At 39.1% G+C, this 17,891-nt stretch carries 23 protein-coding genes; 14 read left to right on the top strand and 9 right to left on the bottom strand.

Annotation, left to right across the window (positions count from 1 at the left end; translation table 11 throughout):
- Nucleotides 1-11 precede the first annotated feature (11 nt).
- The 7 genes from FI644_RS04405 (at nt 12) to FI644_RS04375 (ending at nt 6,899) form a co-directional block, all read left to right on the top strand.
- Complete coding sequence (locus FI644_RS04405; RefSeq protein ID WP_053478902.1) at nt 12-989, top strand: branched-chain amino acid ABC transporter permease; 978 nt, start codon at nt 12-14, stop codon at nt 987-989.
- Nucleotides 961-1,734 carry an ABC transporter ATP-binding protein gene (locus FI644_RS04400; RefSeq protein ID WP_053478901.1) on the top strand — a complete coding sequence of 258 codons (774 nt, stop codon included), beginning with the start codon at nt 961-963 and terminating at the stop codon, nt 1,732-1,734. The genes FI644_RS04405 and FI644_RS04400 overlap by 29 nt, the downstream gene beginning before the upstream one ends.
- Nucleotides 1,727-2,437, top strand: a complete 711-nt coding sequence (locus FI644_RS04395) for an ABC transporter ATP-binding protein (RefSeq protein ID WP_142108079.1) — start codon at nt 1,727-1,729, stop codon at nt 2,435-2,437. Before FI644_RS04400 ends, FI644_RS04395 begins: the two co-directional genes overlap by 8 nt.
- A 114-nt stretch (nt 2,438-2,551) precedes the next feature.
- Nucleotides 2,552-2,767, top strand: coding sequence for a helix-turn-helix transcriptional regulator (locus FI644_RS04390; protein ID WP_142108078.1), 216 nt, complete (start codon nt 2,552-2,554; stop codon nt 2,765-2,767).
- Nucleotides 2,760-3,152, top strand: coding sequence for a DUF2178 domain-containing protein (locus FI644_RS04385; RefSeq protein ID WP_053478899.1), 393 nt, complete (start codon nt 2,760-2,762; stop codon nt 3,150-3,152). Before FI644_RS04390 ends, FI644_RS04385 begins: the two co-directional genes overlap by 8 nt.
- 197 nt (nt 3,153-3,349) lie before the next feature.
- Nucleotides 3,350-5,080, top strand: coding sequence for an ABC transporter ATP-binding protein (locus tag FI644_RS04380; RefSeq protein WP_142108077.1), 1,731 nt, complete (start codon nt 3,350-3,352; stop codon nt 5,078-5,080).
- Nucleotides 5,073-6,899, top strand: a complete 1,827-nt coding sequence (locus tag FI644_RS04375) for an ABC transporter ATP-binding protein (RefSeq protein WP_142108076.1) — start codon at nt 5,073-5,075, stop codon at nt 6,897-6,899. The genes FI644_RS04380 and FI644_RS04375 overlap by 8 nt, the downstream gene beginning before the upstream one ends.
- Nucleotides 6,900-7,283: 384 nt before the next feature.
- On the opposite strand, the gene FI644_RS04370 is transcribed toward FI644_RS04375, so the two are convergent.
- Nucleotides 7,284-7,952, bottom strand: a complete 669-nt coding sequence (locus FI644_RS04370) for a vWA domain-containing protein (RefSeq protein WP_142108075.1) — start codon at nt 7,950-7,952, stop codon at nt 7,284-7,286.
- 432 nt (nt 7,953-8,384) lie between these two features.
- Here FI644_RS04370 and FI644_RS04365 point away from each other — a divergent pair, with 432 nt between their 5' ends.
- Complete coding sequence (locus FI644_RS04365) at nt 8,385-8,888, top strand: DoxX family protein (RefSeq protein ID WP_053478896.1); 504 nt, start codon at nt 8,385-8,387, stop codon at nt 8,886-8,888.
- A 56-nt stretch (nt 8,889-8,944) separates the two neighbouring features.
- Here the strand turns inward: FI644_RS04365 and FI644_RS04360 are convergent, their stop codons facing one another.
- The 3 genes from FI644_RS04360 to FI644_RS04350 all read right to left on the bottom strand — a co-directional run bounded on the left by FI644_RS04360 (nt 8,945) and on the right by FI644_RS04350 (nt 10,346).
- Nucleotides 8,945-9,136 carry a YfhD family protein gene (locus FI644_RS04360; RefSeq protein ID WP_053478895.1) on the bottom strand — a complete coding sequence of 64 codons (192 nt, stop codon included), beginning with the start codon at nt 9,134-9,136 and terminating at the stop codon, nt 8,945-8,947.
- Nucleotides 9,137-9,225: 89 nt separating this feature from the next.
- Complete coding sequence (locus tag FI644_RS04355; protein WP_142108074.1) at nt 9,226-9,360, bottom strand: YfhE family protein; 135 nt, start codon at nt 9,358-9,360, stop codon at nt 9,226-9,228.
- 83 nt (nt 9,361-9,443) lie between these two features.
- Nucleotides 9,444-10,346 (bottom strand): TIGR01777 family oxidoreductase, encoded by a 903-nt coding sequence (locus FI644_RS04350; RefSeq protein WP_142108073.1) that lies wholly within the window; start codon nt 10,344-10,346, stop codon nt 9,444-9,446.
- Nucleotides 10,347-10,451: 105 nt separating this feature from the next.
- On the opposite strand from FI644_RS04350, the gene recX reads away from it, so the two are divergent.
- On the top strand, nt 10,452-11,249 hold the full coding sequence (gene recX, locus FI644_RS04345; RefSeq protein ID WP_142108072.1) for a recombination regulator RecX: 798 nt from the start codon (nt 10,452-10,454) through the stop codon (nt 11,247-11,249).
- Between the two features lie 252 nt (nt 11,250-11,501).
- Here the strand turns inward: recX and FI644_RS04340 are convergent, their stop codons facing one another.
- Nucleotides 11,502-12,176 carry an SDR family NAD(P)-dependent oxidoreductase gene (locus FI644_RS04340; protein WP_053478891.1) on the bottom strand — a complete coding sequence of 225 codons (675 nt, stop codon included), beginning with the start codon at nt 12,174-12,176 and terminating at the stop codon, nt 11,502-11,504.
- A gap of 141 nt (nt 12,177-12,317) precedes the next feature.
- Here FI644_RS04340 and FI644_RS04335 point away from each other — a divergent pair, with 141 nt between their 5' ends.
- Nucleotides 12,318-12,632, top strand: coding sequence for a YfhH family protein (locus FI644_RS04335; RefSeq protein ID WP_142108071.1), 315 nt, complete (start codon nt 12,318-12,320; stop codon nt 12,630-12,632).
- 185 nt (nt 12,633-12,817) lie between these two features.
- On the opposite strand, the gene FI644_RS04330 is transcribed toward FI644_RS04335, so the two are convergent.
- Both FI644_RS04330 and FI644_RS04325 read right to left on the bottom strand, forming a co-directional pair.
- Entirely contained in the window at nt 12,818-12,961 is a 144-nt protein-coding gene (locus tag FI644_RS04330) for a YpzG family protein (RefSeq protein WP_075209089.1), read from the bottom strand.
- 36 nt (nt 12,962-12,997) lie between these two features.
- Nucleotides 12,998-13,168 (bottom strand): small, acid-soluble spore protein K, encoded by a 171-nt coding sequence (locus FI644_RS04325; protein ID WP_053478889.1) that lies wholly within the window; start codon nt 13,166-13,168, stop codon nt 12,998-13,000.
- Nucleotides 13,169-13,288: 120 nt separating this feature from the next.
- On the opposite strand from FI644_RS04325, the gene FI644_RS04320 reads away from it, so the two are divergent.
- On the top strand, nt 13,289-13,558 hold the full coding sequence (locus FI644_RS04320) for a YfhJ family protein (protein ID WP_053478888.1): 270 nt from the start codon (nt 13,289-13,291) through the stop codon (nt 13,556-13,558).
- Nucleotides 13,559-13,592: 34 nt separating this feature from the next.
- Here FI644_RS04320 and FI644_RS04315 read toward each other — a convergent pair whose 3' ends face one another.
- Nucleotides 13,593-14,573: a metal-dependent hydrolase gene (locus FI644_RS04315; RefSeq protein ID WP_053478887.1), complete on the bottom strand. Its 981-nt coding sequence runs from the start codon at nt 14,571-14,573 to the stop codon at nt 13,593-13,595.
- Nucleotides 14,574-14,771: 198 nt separating this feature from the next.
- Here FI644_RS04315 and mutY point away from each other — a divergent pair, with 198 nt between their 5' ends.
- Nucleotides 14,772-15,893, top strand: coding sequence for an A/G-specific adenine glycosylase (gene mutY / locus FI644_RS04310; RefSeq protein ID WP_082446491.1), 1,122 nt, complete (start codon nt 14,772-14,774; stop codon nt 15,891-15,893).
- An 18-nt stretch (nt 15,894-15,911) separates the two neighbouring features.
- Here the strand turns inward: mutY and yfhS are convergent, their stop codons facing one another.
- Nucleotides 15,912-16,106, bottom strand: a complete 195-nt coding sequence (gene yfhS / locus FI644_RS04305; RefSeq protein WP_053478885.1) for a mother cell protein YfhS — start codon at nt 16,104-16,106, stop codon at nt 15,912-15,914.
- Between the two features lie 135 nt (nt 16,107-16,241).
- Between yfhS and fabL the strand changes: the two genes are divergently transcribed.
- Both fabL and FI644_RS04295 read left to right on the top strand, forming a co-directional pair.
- A complete protein-coding gene (gene fabL, locus FI644_RS04300) occupies nt 16,242-16,991 on the top strand; it encodes an enoyl-[acyl-carrier-protein] reductase FabL (RefSeq protein ID WP_142108070.1) in 750 nt (249 codons plus the stop codon).
- 289 nt (nt 16,992-17,280) lie between these two features.
- On the top strand, nt 17,281-17,478 hold the full coding sequence (locus FI644_RS04295) for a gamma-type small acid-soluble spore protein (RefSeq protein ID WP_053478883.1): 198 nt from the start codon (nt 17,281-17,283) through the stop codon (nt 17,476-17,478).
- Nucleotides 17,479-17,891: the final 413 nt, after the last annotated feature.

Genomic DNA, 17,891 nt, shown 5'->3' with positions numbered 1-17,891 from the left:
AAGGTGAGCCTATGCTGGCAGAACTAATTAATCCATATCATTTTCAAGTTGCTTCCTTTATTCTGATTAATATCATTCTAGGAATCAGTGTATATATCACTTTGTCAACCGGGCAGCTATCACTTGCGAATGCAGGGTTTATGGGGATAGGGGCGTACACATCGGCTCTTTTGACCATACACTTTGATTTGCCCATAGTATTAGGAATTATTGCTGGTGCACTGGTAGCGGCATTATTAGGGATATTAATCGGAATCCCAACCCTTAGACTGCAAGGGGTTTATTTGGCAATAGTGACCCTTGGATTTGGAGAGGTCATCCGGGTTGTTTTTATCAACTGGGAATCATTAACGAAAGGGTCTGTGGGGATCTCAGGCATTCCGCATATTGGTCGGGAAATATTGCGAGTGCTAAAAGGCTTTGGGTTTGATCCAAAGGTTATCGGTTTACAGAATAACCAATTTATTTTTCTATCGATTTTTCTTCTTTTATTCATCATCACAATTGGCGTCATTTGGTTCTTTAGGAGACAGCATCGATCAAGAGTTGGAAGGGCCTTTGCGGCAATTAAGCTGGACGAAAAAGCGGCAGAATCGATGGGAATAAATATTACGTATTATAAGGTTCTTGCTTTTGCACAGGGAGCATTGCTTTCAGGGTTTGCTGGTGCACTCTATGCACATGTACTTGCTTACATAAGTCCTGCTGATTTTGCCTATCACAGGGCTGTAGAAATTTTAATCTTTGTTGTTTTTGGTGGCAGTGAAGTGATTTGGGGACCAATATTCGGTGCGTTCTTCTTAACTTTAATGCCAGAGGTTCTGCGATTTATTAGTGAATATCGCTATATGATCTATGGTCTAATTATTATTATTCTGATGGCAGTTCGTCCTCAAGGTTTGATTGATGTAAATCTTCTAAATTGGGTTAAGACAAAAGGGAAGAAAAGGGGGCAAAAGCATGGTACTGGAAATACAAAAAGTATGTAAAAACTTCGGCGGTCTTAGTGCAGTGTCTAATGTCTCTTTTACAATCAATAAAGGGGAAATTTTTGGGCTCATTGGACCGAACGGTGCGGGAAAAACGACGATGTTCAATTTAATTACATCCATGTTTCCATTAACTTCAGGCGACATTATCTTTTCGGGTCAAACGATTAATGGGCTTAAATCTCATCAAATCACGAAAAAGGGAATTTGCCGGACATTTCAAAATATCAGGCTGTTCCCACAAATGACAGCTCAAGAAAATGTCATGGTTGGGGAGCATTGCCGGACAAAATCCGGTGTGTTCAGAAGTGTTTTTGGGACGAAATTTCAGCGGAAGGAAGAAGCGAAAATCCGCAGTAAAGCAAATGAACTGCTCGAATTTGTTGGCTTGATGGATTATGGAGATGTTGCTGCTGAAAATCTGGCATACGGGCAGCAAAGAAGATTGGAAATCGCAAGAGCGATGGCAAGCGATCCGCAGCTGCTTCTGCTTGATGAACCTGCAGCAGGGATGAATGAAACAGAAACAAGTGATTTATTCCAGCTCATCAAAAAAATTCAATCCAAGGGGATCACCGTGCTGCTGATTGAACATGATATGCCGCTTGTGATGAAGCTATGTGACCGGATAGCCGTTCTTAATTTTGGAAAGAAAATCGCTGAAGGAACGCCTGCTGAAATACAGAATAATCCTGTTGTAATTGAAGCATACCTCGGAAGTGAGGAGGATGAGCTATATGCTTAAGGTAAGCGGCATTCATGCGTTTTACGGAAATATACAGGTACTAAAAAATATTGATCTGCAAGTGGAAGAGGGAAGTATAGTAACTATTCTTGGAGCGAATGGAGCAGGGAAAACAACGACGATGAAGACCGTTGCTGGACTATTAAAACCCCAGCAAGGAAAGATTGAATTTCTTGGGGAAGATGTAACTGGATTAAGACCGGATCAGCTATTACGAAAAGGCATTGCCCTTGTGCCAGAAGGACGGCAAATATTAGCAGGCATGACAGTCATGGAAAATCTGGAGATGGGGGCTTATCATCGGAAAGATAATGAAATTGGACAGGATCTAGAAAAAGTACTTGAGAGATTCCCCATTTTAAAAGAAAGAGAAAAACAGCTTGGGGGAACTTTGTCAGGGGGGCAGCAGCAGATGCTGGCGATAGCGAGAGCCATCCTAAGCCGGCCAAAGCTATTGCTGCTCGATGAACCGTCGATGGGACTTGCACCGCTCATTGTCGCAGATATTTTTAAAATTATTAAAGAAATTAATGAAGCAGGTACAACCGTTCTGCTTGTTGAACAAAATGCAAGGCAAGCGTTAAAAATATCAGATTACGGGTATGTGATGGAAATCGGAAAAATTGTTGCAGATGGGAAAGCAAAGGATTTGCTGAATGATCCACGGATTATGGAAGCGTACCTTGGGCGGAAGTCTAGTTAGTAATAGGTGTAAAAGCTAAGGTGGGTGTCAAATTTGTTTGACATCCACTTTGGCTTTTTTTATCATATAGATGTAAAAGGTTTTTTACACCTTGCGAATGTGGAGGCATATGGAATGGAGAATAGAATTAAGGAGTACAGAGAAAAAAACGATCTTTCACAAGGGAAATTAGCCGAATTGTGTAATGTAAGCCGGCAAACAATTAATGCGATCGAGAACAACAAGTATGACCCCAGTTTACAGTTAGCATTTGAACTGGCAAGGAACTTACAAGTAACGATAGAAGATATATTTCTGTATTCAGAGAATGGGGGAAAAAAGAATGGATAAGTCTAGAAAAATCATTGCAGTTTTAGCTTTTGTTGTTTTTTGTACTCTCACAGGCTTCACGTTATACAAATGGGTGCGATTTGGTACGATAGATGGAGGTTCTATATTTTTTAGTTTTCTTGCATTATCGTATTTTTTTAATTGGCTTAATTGGGGCAGACATGATGGCGGTGGAGAGAAAGATGAATTAGACAGGCATATTGAAACACAGAGCGCAAAAATAGGGTATTTTGTATTAATGATTTTGGCTGGTATTATTTTGTTTATTTCAGAAGGTGTATCTAATTTAAATGATATTAAGAATTATCCTTTGCTTATTGTAGTGGGCCTTACATTTGTTACACTTCCGATTACAGAGTTTATCTATTCAAGGAAGTTTAAATAATATAAATCAAATAGTCTAAAAGGTTATGGAAACATTATTAACTGAAAAGAGAACCCATCAAGAATCGAAATAAGCAGTCCTTCATATTATTCACCTGTCTTTTTTGAATAAATTATTTAAAAATTCCGTAAAAGGAGATATGATAATACTAATCATTTATTTAGGGATTCGAAGGAAAACTGCTTGGGGGATAACATATGTTAAAGGTCATTACCTATTTAAAGCCATACCGGATTGCAGTCGTCATTGCACTTATATTAATGCTGACAGAGCTTGGAGTAGAGCTTGTTCAGCCGTTTTTCATGGCAAAGATTATTGATGAGGGCATCCAAGTGAACAATTTGTCCGCGGTAATGAAATGGGGCGGTATAATGGTCGTGTTTTCAATTATCTCTTTTGCAGCAGGAGTGATTAACTCCTTTTATGCAGCCCATGTAAGTCAAAACTTTGGTTTCGATGTAAGGAAGGCTTTATTTGAAAAGGTTCAATCCTTTTCATTTGCGAATTTCAATCAATTCCCTGCATCCTCTTTAATTACAAGGATGACGAATGATATTACGCAAATTCAAAACACTGTTTTTATGAGCTTGAGGATCATGCTTCGCGCACCGCTGCTGATTATTGGCGGGTTAATGATGGCGTTCGTTGTTAATGTAAAGCTTGCCTTGATCTTATCTGCGGTAATTCCCTTTTTGTTTATTTTTCTTATTTGGGTGATGAATAAAGGGAGAGTATTATTTAAGAATGTGCAGGAAAGATTAGACTCAGTGAATGGCGTCATGAGGGAAACGCTGACAGGCATTCGTCTCATAAAGGCTTTTATCAGACGAAAATATGAGGTCAGCCGGTTTGCTACAGCAAACAAGGAATTAAAGGATCGAACGGTCACGGCATTACGGGTCATGGAAGTAGCGATGCCAGTATTGTTATTTATTATGAATGTAAGCATTATTGGCGTTCTTTGGTTTGGGAATATGCAGCTGAATACAGGCGAAGTAAAGGTAGGGGAAGTAGTAGCGATTGTTAACTATGCCACACGGATAACGGCTGCCTTCTCAATCTTTTCTTTTATCATTATGGCTTTTTCACGTGCAAGGGCTTCTTCCAGCCGAATTGTGGAGGTAATGGAAACGCCGGTTGATCTTCTTGATCGAAAAGATGCTGACTCCGTATTCGCTGTGAAAGAAGGGAAGATTGAGTTTAAGAATGTCATGTTTCAATATCCTGAAACGGAAACTTCTGCAATTGATGATATTAGCTTTACAGTTCAGCCAGGGCAAACGGTCGCTATTCTGGGTGCGACAGGTTCAGGGAAAACTTCGCTATTTCAACTGATCCCACGGCTATATGATGTGAATAGCGGGCAAGTATTAATAGATGGCATGGATGTTCGCGAGATGAAGATGGAGAGTTTGCGAAAGCAAATCGGATTTGTCCCGCAGGAAGCTTTGTTGTTTTCCGGGAATGTAAAAGAAAACATTGGGTGGGGGAAAGAGAATGTTTCCATGGAGGAAATGATGGAAGCAGCAAAAGATGCGCAAATTTATGAAACAATTAAGAAATTGCCAAATCAATTTGAAACAAAGCTAGGACAAAAAGGGGTGAATCTTTCTGGAGGGCAAAAACAGCGGCTTTCCATCGCAAGGGCGTTGGTTAGACAGCCAAAAATACTCCTGCTGGATGATAGCACAAGTGCATTAGATCGAAGAACAGAGGCAAAATTGCTCCTGGCGCTAAAAGCATACACATGCACAACCTTAATCATCACACAGAAAATTAGTACGGCAATGGAAGCGGATCAGATTCTTCTTCTAGAAAATGGGAAATTATTAGCTAAAGGGACGCATGACTCTTTGCTTGAAACCTCGAAGCTTTATAATGAAATTTTCAGCTCCCAATCGAGAGAGGAGAGCAGAAATTATGCTTAAAGAGATAATTAGACCTTTTCAATATAAGAAAATGAAGCATTTGAAAATAGAGGACTCACAAAGCAAGAATAAACAAAAATCAAAGAATTATTTTGCTACTTTAAAAAGAATCTGGTATTTTCTTTCTTCGAATAAAGGGCTCTTATTTCTTGTCTTATTCATGGTATTCCTTAGCTCTGCCCTAGGATTGCTTGGCCCGTATTTAGTTGGAATGGCGATAGACGATTATATTGTTACTAGAAAAATGGATGGGTTCGTGACTCTCTTAGTAAGTCTTGGAGTGATTTATGTTTTCTATTCCTTAACGATCTGGTTCCAGAACTACTGGATGATCGGGATTGCGCAGGATACTGTTTATACGATGAGGATGAGGCTATTTCAGCATTTGCATAAGCTGCCGATTCCATTCTTTGATAAACGCCAGCATGGCGAATTAATGAGCAGGATCACAAATGATATTGAAAATGTAAGCTCCACACTAAACAGCTCTGTCATCCAAATTTTTTCAAGCTTACTTACCCTTATTGGGACAGTGGCTGTAATGCTTTGGCTAAGCCCGTTGTTGACTCTATTAACCTTGATTATCGTTCCTCTCATGTTTTTCGGAATGAAGTGGATTACGAAACGGACTGGACCATTATTTAAAGAACAGCAGCGAAATCTTGGGGAATTGAATGGTTTTATTGAAGAAACGATTTCAGGGCAGCGAATTATTAAGACGTTTTCACAAGAAAAGAAGGTCACGGCAGAATTTTTGGAAAAGGGTGAACGGTTAAAAGCGGCAGGCTTTTGGGCACAGACTTATTCTGGCCTTATTCCGAAGCTAATGAATGTCTTGAACAATTTGAGCTTTGCGATTATTGCTGGGATCGGAGGGATCCTCGCATTAAATAATATGATTTCTATCGGTGTGATCGTTATCTTTGTCGAGTATTCCCGTCAATTTACCCGTCCATTAAATGATCTTGCGAATCAATTTAATACACTATTATCAGCCGTTGCAGGTGCAGAAAGGGTATTTGAAATTTTAGATGAAGAGGAAGAGTTTAAAAATGAAAGCTTGCTTCAGGAACTTCCACGAGTAAAAGGAGAAGTAGAATTTAAGAACGTCACCTTTTCCTATGAAGAGGAGAGCAAGACGGTTAAGAATATTGACTTCCATGTGTATCCTGGTGAGACCGCCGCGTTTGTTGGACCTACAGGCGCTGGGAAAACAACCCTAATTAACTTGCTTTCACGTTTTTATGAAGTGGATAGCGGGGGGATTTTTATCGATGGATATGATCTTTCTAAAGTAAAAAAAGAAAGCTTACGTAAGTATATGGGCTTTGTATTACAGGATTCGTTCATGTTTCAAGGAACGGTTCGCGAAAATATTCGCTATGGAAGACTTGCGGCAAGCGATGATGCAGTGGTTGAAGCAGCTAAGCTGGCCAATGCCCATTCCTTTATTGTAAAGCTTCCGGATGGCTATGACACCGTTTTGAGTCAGGAGGGTAGCGGTATTAGCCAAGGACAAAAGCAGCTGTTATCAATAGCGAGGGCATTTCTTGCCAATCCATCCATCTTAATATTAGATGAAGCAACAAGCAGTATTGACACAGTCACAGAATTGAAGATACAAGCGGCATTGCAGAAATTAATGAACGGAAGAACAAGCTTTGTAATTGCCCATCGGTTAAATACGATTCAAAACGCAGATCGGATATTTGTCCTTGATGAAGGAAGAATTATAGAGGAAGGCAATCATGAAACCTTGCTGAAGAAAAAAGGGTTTTACTATCAATTGCATGGGAAGGCAGCTGCTTCAGGGATATAATCTAATGTTTCTGGAATGCTAGATAAACTGATATAAATGCTAGATAAACTGATGTAAAGCTAGATAAACTGATGTAAATGCTAGATAAATGGATCGAACTGCTAGATGAAATAGTTAGAATGTTAGAAAAACCGATGCAAATGCTAGATAAACTGATCGAACTACTCGATAATGATTGGAATGCTAGATAAACTGCTACAATTGCTAGATAAAATAGTTAGAATGCTAGATATATTGATTGAACTGCTAGATAAATAGCTGCAATTGCTAGATAAAAGGAAACAAATGCTTGAAATATTATAAAAGTTGCTAAAAAAATGCAGAGCATTCCGATAGAAATAGAAAAACCTGTGAAATTGATCGTTTTCACAGGTTTTTCTATTTCTATTGAATCACTCTTTTAGCTTTCGCTTCTTTTAGCCATTCTGGAAACTCATTTAGAAGCAGATTGTATAATTCCTCATCAGAAATGGTTTCAATATTTTGAATATGGAAGAAGTTTGCATTATCGATGAAGCGCCCATCCATTTCATCTAGTTTTTTAAGGGCATCAAAATTAGAATCTCCAATGCCAACAAACTGCCAGAAGAGCGGTTTATCAGAGGAAGAAACAACTGGCTTTTTGATCGTGCTTTTACAGCCTCCATCATTAATAAATACAATAAATGCAGGATCTGAACTTGGGTCTTCTACCGTATATTTATGAATGACATCCTCCATAACCGGCGGCTCATCATTTCTGCCAAACTTATGGATTAAAGAGTTGTTCAAAATATATTGATCCACATATCCTTCAAAGTCAATTTCTGTAACAGGTTTCAATCTAGAAAACTCATTATCATATACCCACACATCTAATGATCCATCATCATCAAATTGGCTTGCGACAGCAAGAATCCGCTCGACTACCTTCTGAACAGTTCCGTTTTTATATAAACGCCGCATGGATCCAGAAATATCTAATACGAGTGCGACTCTTGCTGTTACATTTGTTAAATTCCTTTTCTCAAGAACGATACGTGCCGATTTTTTTAATAGGCTGATTGTGCTCATAAGCTTCCTCCTTGATTAGTTTTGGACAAGTACTGCTTTAAATGTACCATAATGCTGATAATAAGTATTATGAAAATTAAAGAAGGATGATAGGTATGCGAGTGTCTGTTATCCACAAAGTTATGAACATTAAAAATGGCGTTTTAATCAGCAGTTGGTTAGGTTACCCACAAGATGTTAATAACCTTGTGTTCACAAGTTATACAAATTCGTATGATGTTTTGTGAAGAATTGGTGAAGTGGATTGTTAATTGTGTAAGAATAGCGTATATTAAAGGTGTAGAAAGAAAGTGAAACACTTCACAAAGAAGTAAGCTGAATCAGACCTTTCTACAAAATAAGCTGGCCGGCTTGAACCCTTAGAGGGTAAAAAAATTTACATCATATTGTGAATAAGATCACAATATAATCAATTTATTGGAGATGATTACTATGAAATGGTGGAAAACTCCTCAAGCAGCGGTAGCATGGACAATTTTACGAATTTGGCTAGGGATTCAATGGATCCAAGGCGGATGGCATAAGGTCGTTGATGGATTTGATGCCAGTGGATTTATGCAAGGAGCGATTGCGAAGGCAGCTGGTGAAAATCCCGCAGTGCAAGGTTGGTATGCAGGCTTTCTAGAAAACTTCGCATTACCGAATGCTGATCTATTTAGCACATTAGTTGCATACGGTGAAGTTCTTGTTGGACTTGGTTTAATTCTTGGAGCAGCAACAATCCCAGCATTAATTGCAGGTGCATTTATGAACCTTAACTTCTTATTAGCAGGAACTGTCAGCACTAATCCAATCCTTTATACAGCAGCCATTATCTTACTCTTTACAGGTAGCGGAGCATACTTCTGGGGCGTTGACCGCTTTGCCATCCCATATGTAAAGAACCTCATTGGAAAACGAGGAAATGAAGAAAACAATACAGCACATAATCACTAATAATATAGGAAGCAAGCTCCTGACATGGGAAGCTTGCTTCTTTTTTATTCATATATCTAACTTTTTCTTTGCTTTCCTTTAACTCTTTGATTGGCAGCATTTGCACGAGCTTGTGCTTCTAGATCAGCTTGGTCTGCTAGCTCTGCTGAATACTCTTCGTCAATTCCATCAGATTTCATATTTTGTGGAACTTGTGGAAGTGATGCTTTGTTTTTATCTCGAGATCTTTGTCCGCGTGAACGACCCATAATAAAAACTCCTTTCAAAAATAAAAGTACGGAACACCATGGTTCCGTACTTTTATTTTTGCCATTAATAATCTCTCTATGAATGGAAATTAATGTTTTGATTTATTGTCGACATAACCGCCTGCACGATCCGCCCGCTGAAATTCACGTTCATAAAGCACCTCTTGCATGCTTGATAATGTTCGTTTCTTTTTATTCTTTGTTTTTTTATCCACTGCGATCATCCTTTCCACATAAGGTCATTTTCACATCTTCCTTATTTTTCCCTTATCAAATAGGATTGATACAGCCAATTGAAATTTTTGAACTAATATATATCTTCTAAGGCATTTTTTAAGTCTCTATATAAAAAAGTGTATCCATGTGCTAGAAGCTTTTGAGGCAGCACTTTTTGTCCTTCAAGTACAAGAATACTCATTTCCCCTAGTGCGATTTTTAAAGCAAACCGAGGTGCTGGGATCCAATGTGGCCGATGTAAAACCTTTCCGAGTGTCTGTCCAAACTCTTTCATCTTCACTGGATTCGGCGCCGTGAAGTTAACAGGTCCTTTTACATGTTTATTTGCAGCAACAAACAGAATGCCATTGACGACATCCTTGAGATGAATCCATGAAACCCATTGATCTCCGGATCCGACTGTGCCGCCAGCAAAAGCTTTATAAGGCAGGGCTATTCGCGGTAAGGCACCATCTGTGTCATCGAGAATAATGCCAAATCGGCAATAAACGGTTCGAATGCCTAAATCTTCAGCATTATGAGCAGTTGCTTCCCATTGCTGAACCGTTCTTGCAAGAAAATCATCACCTGCTTCCCTTGAGTCTTCTGTGAAGGTTTCCGAATCTGATATGCCGTAAAATCCGACAGCACTTGCCTGTATGAGTACTTCAGGCTTTTTTTGAAGCCTGCTAAGTATTTTCTCAACTTCGTTAGTTGCTGAAATCCTGCTCTCCAAAATTCTTTTCTTTCGATTTTTCGACCATCTGCCGCTATTAATCGATTCGCCTGCAAGATTAATGAATACATCTACATCTTCTAAGATTTCCCATGGTCGGTCTCCTTCATTTAGCCATTGAACATAGGTAACTTGTTTTTTATTTTCCTTTACATCCATTTTTCTCGTTAAAATAAATACCTCATGTCCCTTTTGTACAAATTCCTTTGTCAACGCATGACCGACAAAACCGGTACCACCAGTCACTGCTATTTTCATGCCCATTCCCCCTAGCTGCTTTTTGGCTAATTTGTTTATATATTTTCGATAGATTAGTCAGAAACCCTTTTTCAAATGTGATACATTAAAAGGGAGGTGAAGAAAATGCCTACGATAACAAGAATTACAGTGCAGCAGAAAAAGACGGACCGATATAATATTTTTTTAGATGAAAAATATGCATTTAGTGTGGATGAGGATGTGTTGATTAAGCATCAGCTCAAAAAAGGAATGGAGCTGGATGAATTTTCACTTTCTGAAATTGCCTATCAAGACGATATTAGAAAATCATACAACTTAGCGATTCAGTATTTAGCAAGAAGAATGCGCTCTGAAGCTGAGGTTCGAAAAGCTCTCAAGGATAAAGAAGTCGATGAAAGCATCGTTCAAGAGGTGATTCAGCGATTATACGAGTACAGCTTTTTAAATGACGAGGAATTTGCGGTTGCCTTTGTACGAACAGCAATGAATACGACTGATAAAGGTACAGATGTGATTCGCAGGGAATTAAAGGAAAAGGGGATTTCGGATAATATCTTAGAACGTGCTCTGAAAGAATATCCGTTTGAACAGGAACTAGATACAGCGATTAAGCTTTGCGAGAAGTTTGTCCAAAAAAACACACGAGATTCCTCAAGGGTCATGAAACAAAAGCTTGAACAAATGCTTTTCCGAAAGGGATATTCTTTAGGTATCATTCAGACTGCTCTATCAGAAATGGAGATGGAAAAAGCTGAGGATCAGGAAATGGCAGCATTGAGAATACACGCGGAAAAAGCGCATAGGAAATATGAAAAGCTTGAAGGCTTCGAGTATGAAAAGAAAATGAAACAGGCACTTTTCCGAAAAGGCTTTGCCTTTGAATTGATTGAACAGGTTTTATCGCAGATTAACGAGCAGTAAGACCCCCAATTCAAGGAAGTCGAGGAAACGAAAAATTGTAAGTGGGGGATCAACTGCCCGTAAATGCCCGATTGGTTCAACTAGCCATCAGTGGGGATGATAGCCGACTTAGAACGCTACTTCCTGTGGCAACGTCGGTACTAGCACGTCCTATGGTCAGAAAACCTCTACTGATGGAAGTTTCACTTTATCCGAATATAGGGAAACTTAAAAATCACATGGCCACCATGTGATTTTTATATTTTAAATAAACTACTTTTCTGATTCAATAATAATTGCATCTTTTTCGATATTCGCCAAAATCTTATCTGCAATTTCAGCAGGGGAACGAAGTCTGGATTTGTCCTTTATAAAATGGTTATGGTCCCAAAATGGAGTGTCCATTCCACCCATGTAGACCGCTTTTATCATTATACCTGTATGCCCATACTCGATCTGTAAGCTTTCTGTAAATCCTCGAACAGCAAATTTACTTGCAGCATAACCGGATTCATTTATCTTTCCTCTAAGGCCAGCAGTTGAAATAATATTCATTACTAATCCTTCATTTTTTTCAACAAGATATGGCAGGACTGCTTGTGATATATAGATGGTTCCTAGTACATTTACGTGAAGCATTTCTTCTATTTCAGCATGAGGCATTTGTTCAAAAGGTCCAAAATGACCGATTCCAGCATTGTTGATTAGACCGTAAATGGTGAATTGTTTTGCAGCTTGGCTTATGAATGCTTGGATTTCTGATGGGCTGCTAATATCTACAGCAAAGGAATCGGCATGTCCATTTTCAGCCTGGATTTGTTCTTCAACTTCCTTCAGCTTTTCAAAAGTTCTCCCAATCAAAAGCAAATGATAACCCTGCCTGCTATAACGGATGGCAAGCTCTTTTCCTAATCCAGATCCTGCACCTGTGATGATAATCGATTTCATATGTTTGCTCCTTATGTAAAATCTTTAGGCTTTTCTAAGCGCTCACAATTCAATATACTTAATATGTCCATTTAAAGTCTATAGTGAGTGTTTACTTCTAATGTTACACCTATAAGGAAAAGATGGGAAGGGTGAAGGATCATGCCAGAAAAAAGATATAGTGAAATGTCAAAATATGAGCTGCAGCAGGAGATTTCCCGTTTAAATGAAAAGGCGAGGAAAGCAGAACAAATGGGGATGGTTAATGAGTTTGCTGTTATGGAAAGAAAGGCAGTTATGGCAAAATCCTATTTATTAGATCCAGATGATTACCAACCAGGAGAGCTTTATGAAATTGAAGGCGATCCGGGCTCATACTTTAAGATTGATTATATGAATGGAGTATTTGCATGGGGATTCCGCTTAAACGGGGATAAAGCGGAAGAGGCAATACCGATTTCGATGTTGAAAAAATAGAAGAAAGAGGGGGGAATTCCTCTTTCTTCCGGAAATGTCTAGCTCCAGCGCCTATCGCCTATCAAACTTCAGGTCTCCTCCCTACGATAAGTCAACATCGGTTCGCTCACGCTCACCTTGTTTCCTTTATCTCTGTCGGAGCCCCTCCAGTTTGTGCGGCGATGACCAAGGCGCTTCCGCTTTTCTTACGATCTTTTTCTCGTTTGTGCTTCTAATATCACAAGATTTTGGGATAGCTGTGTTTCTCCATTAATCTGTGAATGTGCATGCTTTGGCCTAAAATTTGGTGCGTTGAATTTCGTATGGAAGAAGTTTTTTGGTTTTCCCATTATCAAGCCCTCCTCGTTTTAAGCATGTATCATGTACTAAAAATCAGGTGTATCACTGTCGCGGTTAGATGAAGCCTGCATTCTTTCCTGAGGATGGGTATTGATTGTTCCATTTGCCCTCAGGGAGTTGTACTCAGCCTTTGCACGAGGCTCGCCCTCGAATTTATTATTGTTTTGGTTTGGGAAGTTCTTTGCTTTGTTTCGCATGTACAGCCTCCTAGACCCTCATTTAAAACCGTGAAAGCATTCATGCATCTCACGTAAATTTAGTATTTGTTATTCTTAAAAAAGGTATGATGGATAGTTAATGGAAATGGGGTGAAAGAAATGAATGACAACCAGAAAAGATTATTTGAACGATTACTTGAATTAAACGATCAGCTCTCAGCAAATCAAGCACAAACTTGGGTTGAGCTATTATGGGAGGATTTCGAAGCGACTTATGCAAAAGCAGGCAGAGAGTATAAAGGGAGCGAGATGACTGAAAAGGTAGTCAGTCAATGGATTGAGTATTATGGGGACAAGCTCCATGAATTTGTGGCCCACAATCCGAAGTATAAGCATTTGCTTACTGAGGATCAAAGCAAGCTGCATTAAAACAGGCTGTCTCATGCGAGACGGCCTGCTCAATTTAACCCGGAATGATTTCTAGTTTTTTCCGCAGCTTTTCTTCACTAAAAATCCATCCAGTATATGATGTTAAAATGTCTAATTGATGATTTAATTGGACAACCGCAACAAATGGGTAATAATCATTGCTTCGATAGCGAAGATCAATGAAACGAACTTCATAATAGTCATCATATTCGTCAATTTCCCAGCGATAGACTGGTGAAAATGATAAAAAGGCAGATAAGTTTTTGTCTTTTTTGGCAGCCTCTAATACGGGTGTCTCCGGTATGGGTACGCGATTAAATTGATCTAAAATACAAACCTTGCTATCGATCGCACGTCCGACAAAAAATTGATGCTTATTCATCACAGCAATACGCCACTGCTTAAATTTCATTGTCGGAGCAATAATGATTTCAGTTGCATCAGGAATCATCGTTTTGACTTCCTTCATTACTTTACGCTGTGCGACAAAACGCAGGATATAGTAGATGAATAAAATGGCGTAAATTGAAATAAATGTATATCCGGGATTTGCACCAAGTGCCCATATTAGAAGACCGACAATATGAATCCCGAAAATATACGGATCAAATGTGTTAATGACGCCTAGTGCGACCCATTTGGAAGAAAAAGGCCGTAACGCCTGTGTTCCATAAGCATTAAAGATATCAACAAATACATGAAGAAAAACCGCAATAAAGGTCCATATCCATAGATGAAGTACATTTGTCTCAGGGAAAAACGGATATATGACCGCTGTTAAGGCAATTGGCCAAAGTAAAACAGCGGGTATGGAGTGGGTAATCCCACGATGATTTCGAATATAAACCGCATTACTCTTTAATTTTAAAACCGTATCAATATCGGGTATTTGTGAACCGATAATCGTTCCAATCATGACGCTAGTTGTTGCAGCAGTGCTTTCTGTAACAACCGGATCTAACGTTGCAATGCCTGCTAGTGCAAGTCCCATAACGATATGTGTACCTGTGTCCAAGGGGAATGACCTCCTTCATTTAGAGGATGTTCTAAAAGGGACCGAAAAATTATTTGTGATATTAAATTGCAAAGCCTTCATTTATAATTTTAGCCTTATTGCTCTTGAAACACTAGTGAAGAAAAGAGTAATTTTTAAAGAAAAACTGAAAAAGGAACTGTAGTTATTTTCCCAATAAACCATTTTGATATCCAAAGGATGATGGAGGAACAAATCTTGATAAATAATGAAATAAGCCAGTTGAACAAGATAGATGCAGCAAAATTTCAGCAAGACTTAATCGGCTGGTTTGAAGCTGAACAAAGGGATCTTCCATGGAGAAAGGATCAGGACCCCTATAAAGTATGGGTATCTGAAATCATGCTGCAGCAAACACGTGTTGATACTGTTATACCCTATTTTCACAATTTTATTGAACAATTTCCAACGATTGAAGCCCTTTCGAATGCAGATGAAGAGAAAGTATTGAAGGCTTGGGAAGGACTTGGCTATTATTCAAGGGCTCGAAATCTTCAATCAGCCGTAAGAGAAGTTCATGAGAAATATGATGGAAAAGTGCCGAATGATCCCAAGGAGATTTCATCTTTAAAAGGTGTGGGTCCTTATACTGCAGGGGCTATTTTAAGCATTGCATACGGCATTCCCGAACCAGCCGTTGATGGAAATGTGATGCGTGTTCTTTCAAGAATTTTATCCATTTGGGAGGATATTGCAAAAGCATCCTCAAGAAAGGTATTTGAAGAGGCAGTAAGAAAGCTGATTTCTCACAGCAATCCTTCCTTTTTTAATCAGGCATTAATGGAGTTAGGGGCATTAATTTGTACTCCTACATCACCTAGCTGCTTACTATGTCCAGTTCGGGAACATTGCCATGCTTTTCATGAAGGAACCGAAAAAGATTTGCCTATTAAGACAAAAACGAAAAAGCATCGGCATGTTCAGATTGTAGCGGCTGTGCTCAGAAATAATGAAGGAAAATTTCTTATTCATAAAAGACCGAGTAAAGGGCTGCTAGCAAACCTGTGGGAATTTCCAAATGTAGAGGTGCTTCTGCCTCACATAAATGAAAAAGAACAATTAAAGGATGCAGTAAAAGAATTATTCAAAACAGATATAGAGATTGATGAAATGATTGGCCAAATTGAGCATGTGTTCTCACATTTAACGTGGAATATAAATGCATATAAAGGACAAGTTCACTTTATGGAAAAGGAAGCGGAGGACTTAAGGTTAGTAACTGCGGAGGAAATGAAGGAATTTTCCTTTTCGGTATCACATCAAAAAATACTTCAGCAGTTTATTGAAAGTGAAGAAGAATGAAAAGGGGGGTGTCCCTTTTCATTCGGTCTTAAGATTTTTTAATCCTCCCCGATTTTGGATCTCTTCAACGATTTCTTTTTGAATCACTTGACCTTCTGCATTCAAATAGGGGACAATTTGCTGGAAAGAGTGATGAAAGAAAGCAAGTTCATCATTTTTCCAATCTGTCTTTGCCATCATCGATAATTCAGTCATATCTCGCCCATCATACATAAGCAACTTCCTTTCAAAATCATAGTAGTATCTTTATTGTTATGAACTGGATTGCTTGATATACATGGAAAAGTTAAAATGGGCACAAGAAAGAATTTAAATACTGAGATCGCTATAAAAGAAAGGATTTTTCAAATGACACAAAAAGTAGCATTAGTAACAGGCAGCAGCAGAGGTATTGGAAAAGCAACAGCATTAAGGCTGGCAAAAGAAGGCTATGACATCGTTATTAATTATGCTAGAAGCAAAACGGCAGCGTTAGAAACAGCTGCAGAAATTGAAGCACTCGGCAGAAAAGCTTTACCAGTAAAAGCGAATGTGGGCGATGTGGAAAAAATTAAATACTTATTTGAGGAAATTGATCATGAGTTTGGCAGACTTGATGTATTTGTTAATAACGCCGCATCAGGAGTCCAAAGACCTGTGATGGAGCTTGAAGAATCTCACTGGAACTGGACAATGAATATTAACAGCAAAGCATTATTATTTTGTGCGCAGGAAGCGGCAAAGCTAATGGAAAAAAATAATGGCGGGAAAATTGTCAGCATCAGCTCTTTAGGTTCGATCAGATATTTAGAAAATTACACAGTTGTTGGGGTTTCAAAAGCAGCGTTAGAAGCATTAACAAGATATTTAGCTGTGGAACTAGCTCCTAAGAACATAATAGTTAATGCAGTTTCAGGGGGAGCGGTTGATACTGAAGCCCTAAAGCATTTCCCTAATCGTGAAGAATTGCTTGCTGAGGCAAGACAGAAAACACCAGCAGGACGAATGGTTGAAATTGATGATATGGTCAATGCAGTCATGTTCCTATTAACAGATGAGTCAAGCATGATTCGCGGCCAGACGATCATTGTTGATGGGGGAATATCACTGCTCGTTTAAGCTTCCCAAAGCAAAGGAGTTCGAGTTAGAGGGGGACTTTGGACGAGAAAATCGGGTTCTGTAGCAAAGGAGTCCGAACCAGGACCAATTTCGGACAAGAAGGTCGATATTCATAGCGAAGGAGTCTGAACTTGAACCGACTTCAGAGTAGTTATTTTAAAAAATCCAAGAGAAATAGAAGAACCACTGCCTAGCATAAATTGATACTACCCATCCGAAATTTATTTTTAAAAATATGTGGATATTTCCTCTGCGCTTGGACAAATTAATAGGCGTGGAGGTGATAACTATGGCAAAACAACCAAATCAATCTCAAGCTGGAACGAACATTCAAGAAGTAAGACAACAAAATGCTCAATCAGCTGGTGCAGGTGCTGGTCAATTCGGAACAGAATTTGCTAGCGAAACAAATGCACAAGAAGTAAGACAACAAAACCAACAAGCAGAAGCTCGTAAAGCGAAAAACTCAGGCTCTCAAGGTCAGTAATAGCAAAGAAAGGCGCTCTTCATTCGGAAGGGTGCCTTTTTCTTTTTTGTCTAGCGCAAGCGGCCCATCCCTGTCTGACAGGACGTACTAGTGTTGACAATACGACAGGACAAGGAAAGCTTCGTCAGCAACGCATCGCACGACTAAAAGTGAAGCTTTTAGGAGGACGTCGCGTTTTTGTCGACCTCGAGGTCACAAGCTTGTCTAGTTGCGGCACCCACTGACTCGTGTCATAAGCCAATCCATTTCAGAAGGCAAAATACACCTGCTTACAGGTCTTGCCATAGGCAGTCGTCTCTGAACAGTCGCCTCCGCAATTCAATCAAGCCTTCCCAAAAAGGATGCAGTGAGTCTATTCTTGTGCTTATCAGTGGTAATCAAGGCGCTTGTACTTTTCTTAGTTTAGTTTTATC

It is taken from the genome of Cytobacillus solani (genome assembly GCF_006704205.1).
Classification (GTDB): Bacteria; Bacillota; Bacilli; order Bacillales; family Cytobacillaceae; genus Cytobacillus; species Cytobacillus solani.
Note: the sequence above shows the minus strand (reverse complement) of the source record. Positions and strands in the feature narration are given on the sequence as shown.

Excerpts from the sequence above, each read along its gene's own strand:
- FI644_RS04405 (WP_053478902.1), top strand. The coding sequence starts at position 12 with ATGCTGGCAGAACTAATTAATCCATATCATTTTCAAGTTGCTTCCTTT.
- FI644_RS04400 (WP_053478901.1), top strand. The coding sequence starts at position 961 with ATGGTACTGGAAATACAAAAAGTATGTAAAAACTTCGGCGGTCTTAGT.
- FI644_RS04395 (WP_142108079.1), top strand. The coding sequence starts at position 1,727 with ATGCTTAAGGTAAGCGGCATTCATGCGTTTTACGGAAATATACAGGTA.
- FI644_RS04390 (WP_142108078.1), top strand. The coding sequence starts at position 2,552 with ATGGAGAATAGAATTAAGGAGTACAGAGAAAAAAACGATCTTTCACAA.
- FI644_RS04385 (WP_053478899.1), top strand. The coding sequence starts at position 2,760 with ATGGATAAGTCTAGAAAAATCATTGCAGTTTTAGCTTTTGTTGTTTTT.
- FI644_RS04380 (WP_142108077.1), top strand. The coding sequence starts at position 3,350 with ATGTTAAAGGTCATTACCTATTTAAAGCCATACCGGATTGCAGTCGTC.
- FI644_RS04375 (WP_142108076.1), top strand. The coding sequence starts at position 5,073 with ATGCTTAAAGAGATAATTAGACCTTTTCAATATAAGAAAATGAAGCAT.
- FI644_RS04370 (WP_142108075.1), bottom strand. The coding sequence starts at position 7,952 with ATGAGCACAATCAGCCTATTAAAAAAATCGGCACGTATCGTTCTTGAG.
- FI644_RS04365 (WP_053478896.1), top strand. The coding sequence starts at position 8,385 with ATGAAATGGTGGAAAACTCCTCAAGCAGCGGTAGCATGGACAATTTTA.
- FI644_RS04360 (WP_053478895.1), bottom strand. The coding sequence starts at position 9,136 with ATGGGTCGTTCACGCGGACAAAGATCTCGAGATAAAAACAAAGCATCA.
- FI644_RS04355 (WP_142108074.1), bottom strand. The coding sequence starts at position 9,360 with ATGATCGCAGTGGATAAAAAAACAAAGAATAAAAAGAAACGAACATTA.
- FI644_RS04350 (WP_142108073.1), bottom strand. The coding sequence starts at position 10,346 with ATGAAAATAGCAGTGACTGGTGGTACCGGTTTTGTCGGTCATGCGTTG.
- recX (WP_142108072.1), top strand. The coding sequence starts at position 10,452 with ATGCCTACGATAACAAGAATTACAGTGCAGCAGAAAAAGACGGACCGA.
- FI644_RS04340 (WP_053478891.1), bottom strand. The coding sequence starts at position 12,176 with ATGAAATCGATTATCATCACAGGTGCAGGATCTGGATTAGGAAAAGAG.
- FI644_RS04335 (WP_142108071.1), top strand. The coding sequence starts at position 12,318 with ATGCCAGAAAAAAGATATAGTGAAATGTCAAAATATGAGCTGCAGCAG.
- FI644_RS04330 (WP_075209089.1), bottom strand. The coding sequence starts at position 12,961 with ATGGGAAAACCAAAAAACTTCTTCCATACGAAATTCAACGCACCAAAT.
- FI644_RS04325 (WP_053478889.1), bottom strand. The coding sequence starts at position 13,168 with ATGCGAAACAAAGCAAAGAACTTCCCAAACCAAAACAATAATAAATTC.
- FI644_RS04320 (WP_053478888.1), top strand. The coding sequence starts at position 13,289 with ATGAATGACAACCAGAAAAGATTATTTGAACGATTACTTGAATTAAAC.
- mutY (WP_082446491.1), top strand. The coding sequence starts at position 14,772 with ATGATGGAGGAACAAATCTTGATAAATAATGAAATAAGCCAGTTGAAC.
- yfhS (WP_053478885.1), bottom strand. The coding sequence starts at position 16,106 with ATGTATGATGGGCGAGATATGACTGAATTATCGATGATGGCAAAGACA.
- fabL (WP_142108070.1), top strand. The coding sequence starts at position 16,242 with ATGACACAAAAAGTAGCATTAGTAACAGGCAGCAGCAGAGGTATTGGA.
- FI644_RS04295 (WP_053478883.1), top strand. The coding sequence starts at position 17,281 with ATGGCAAAACAACCAAATCAATCTCAAGCTGGAACGAACATTCAAGAA.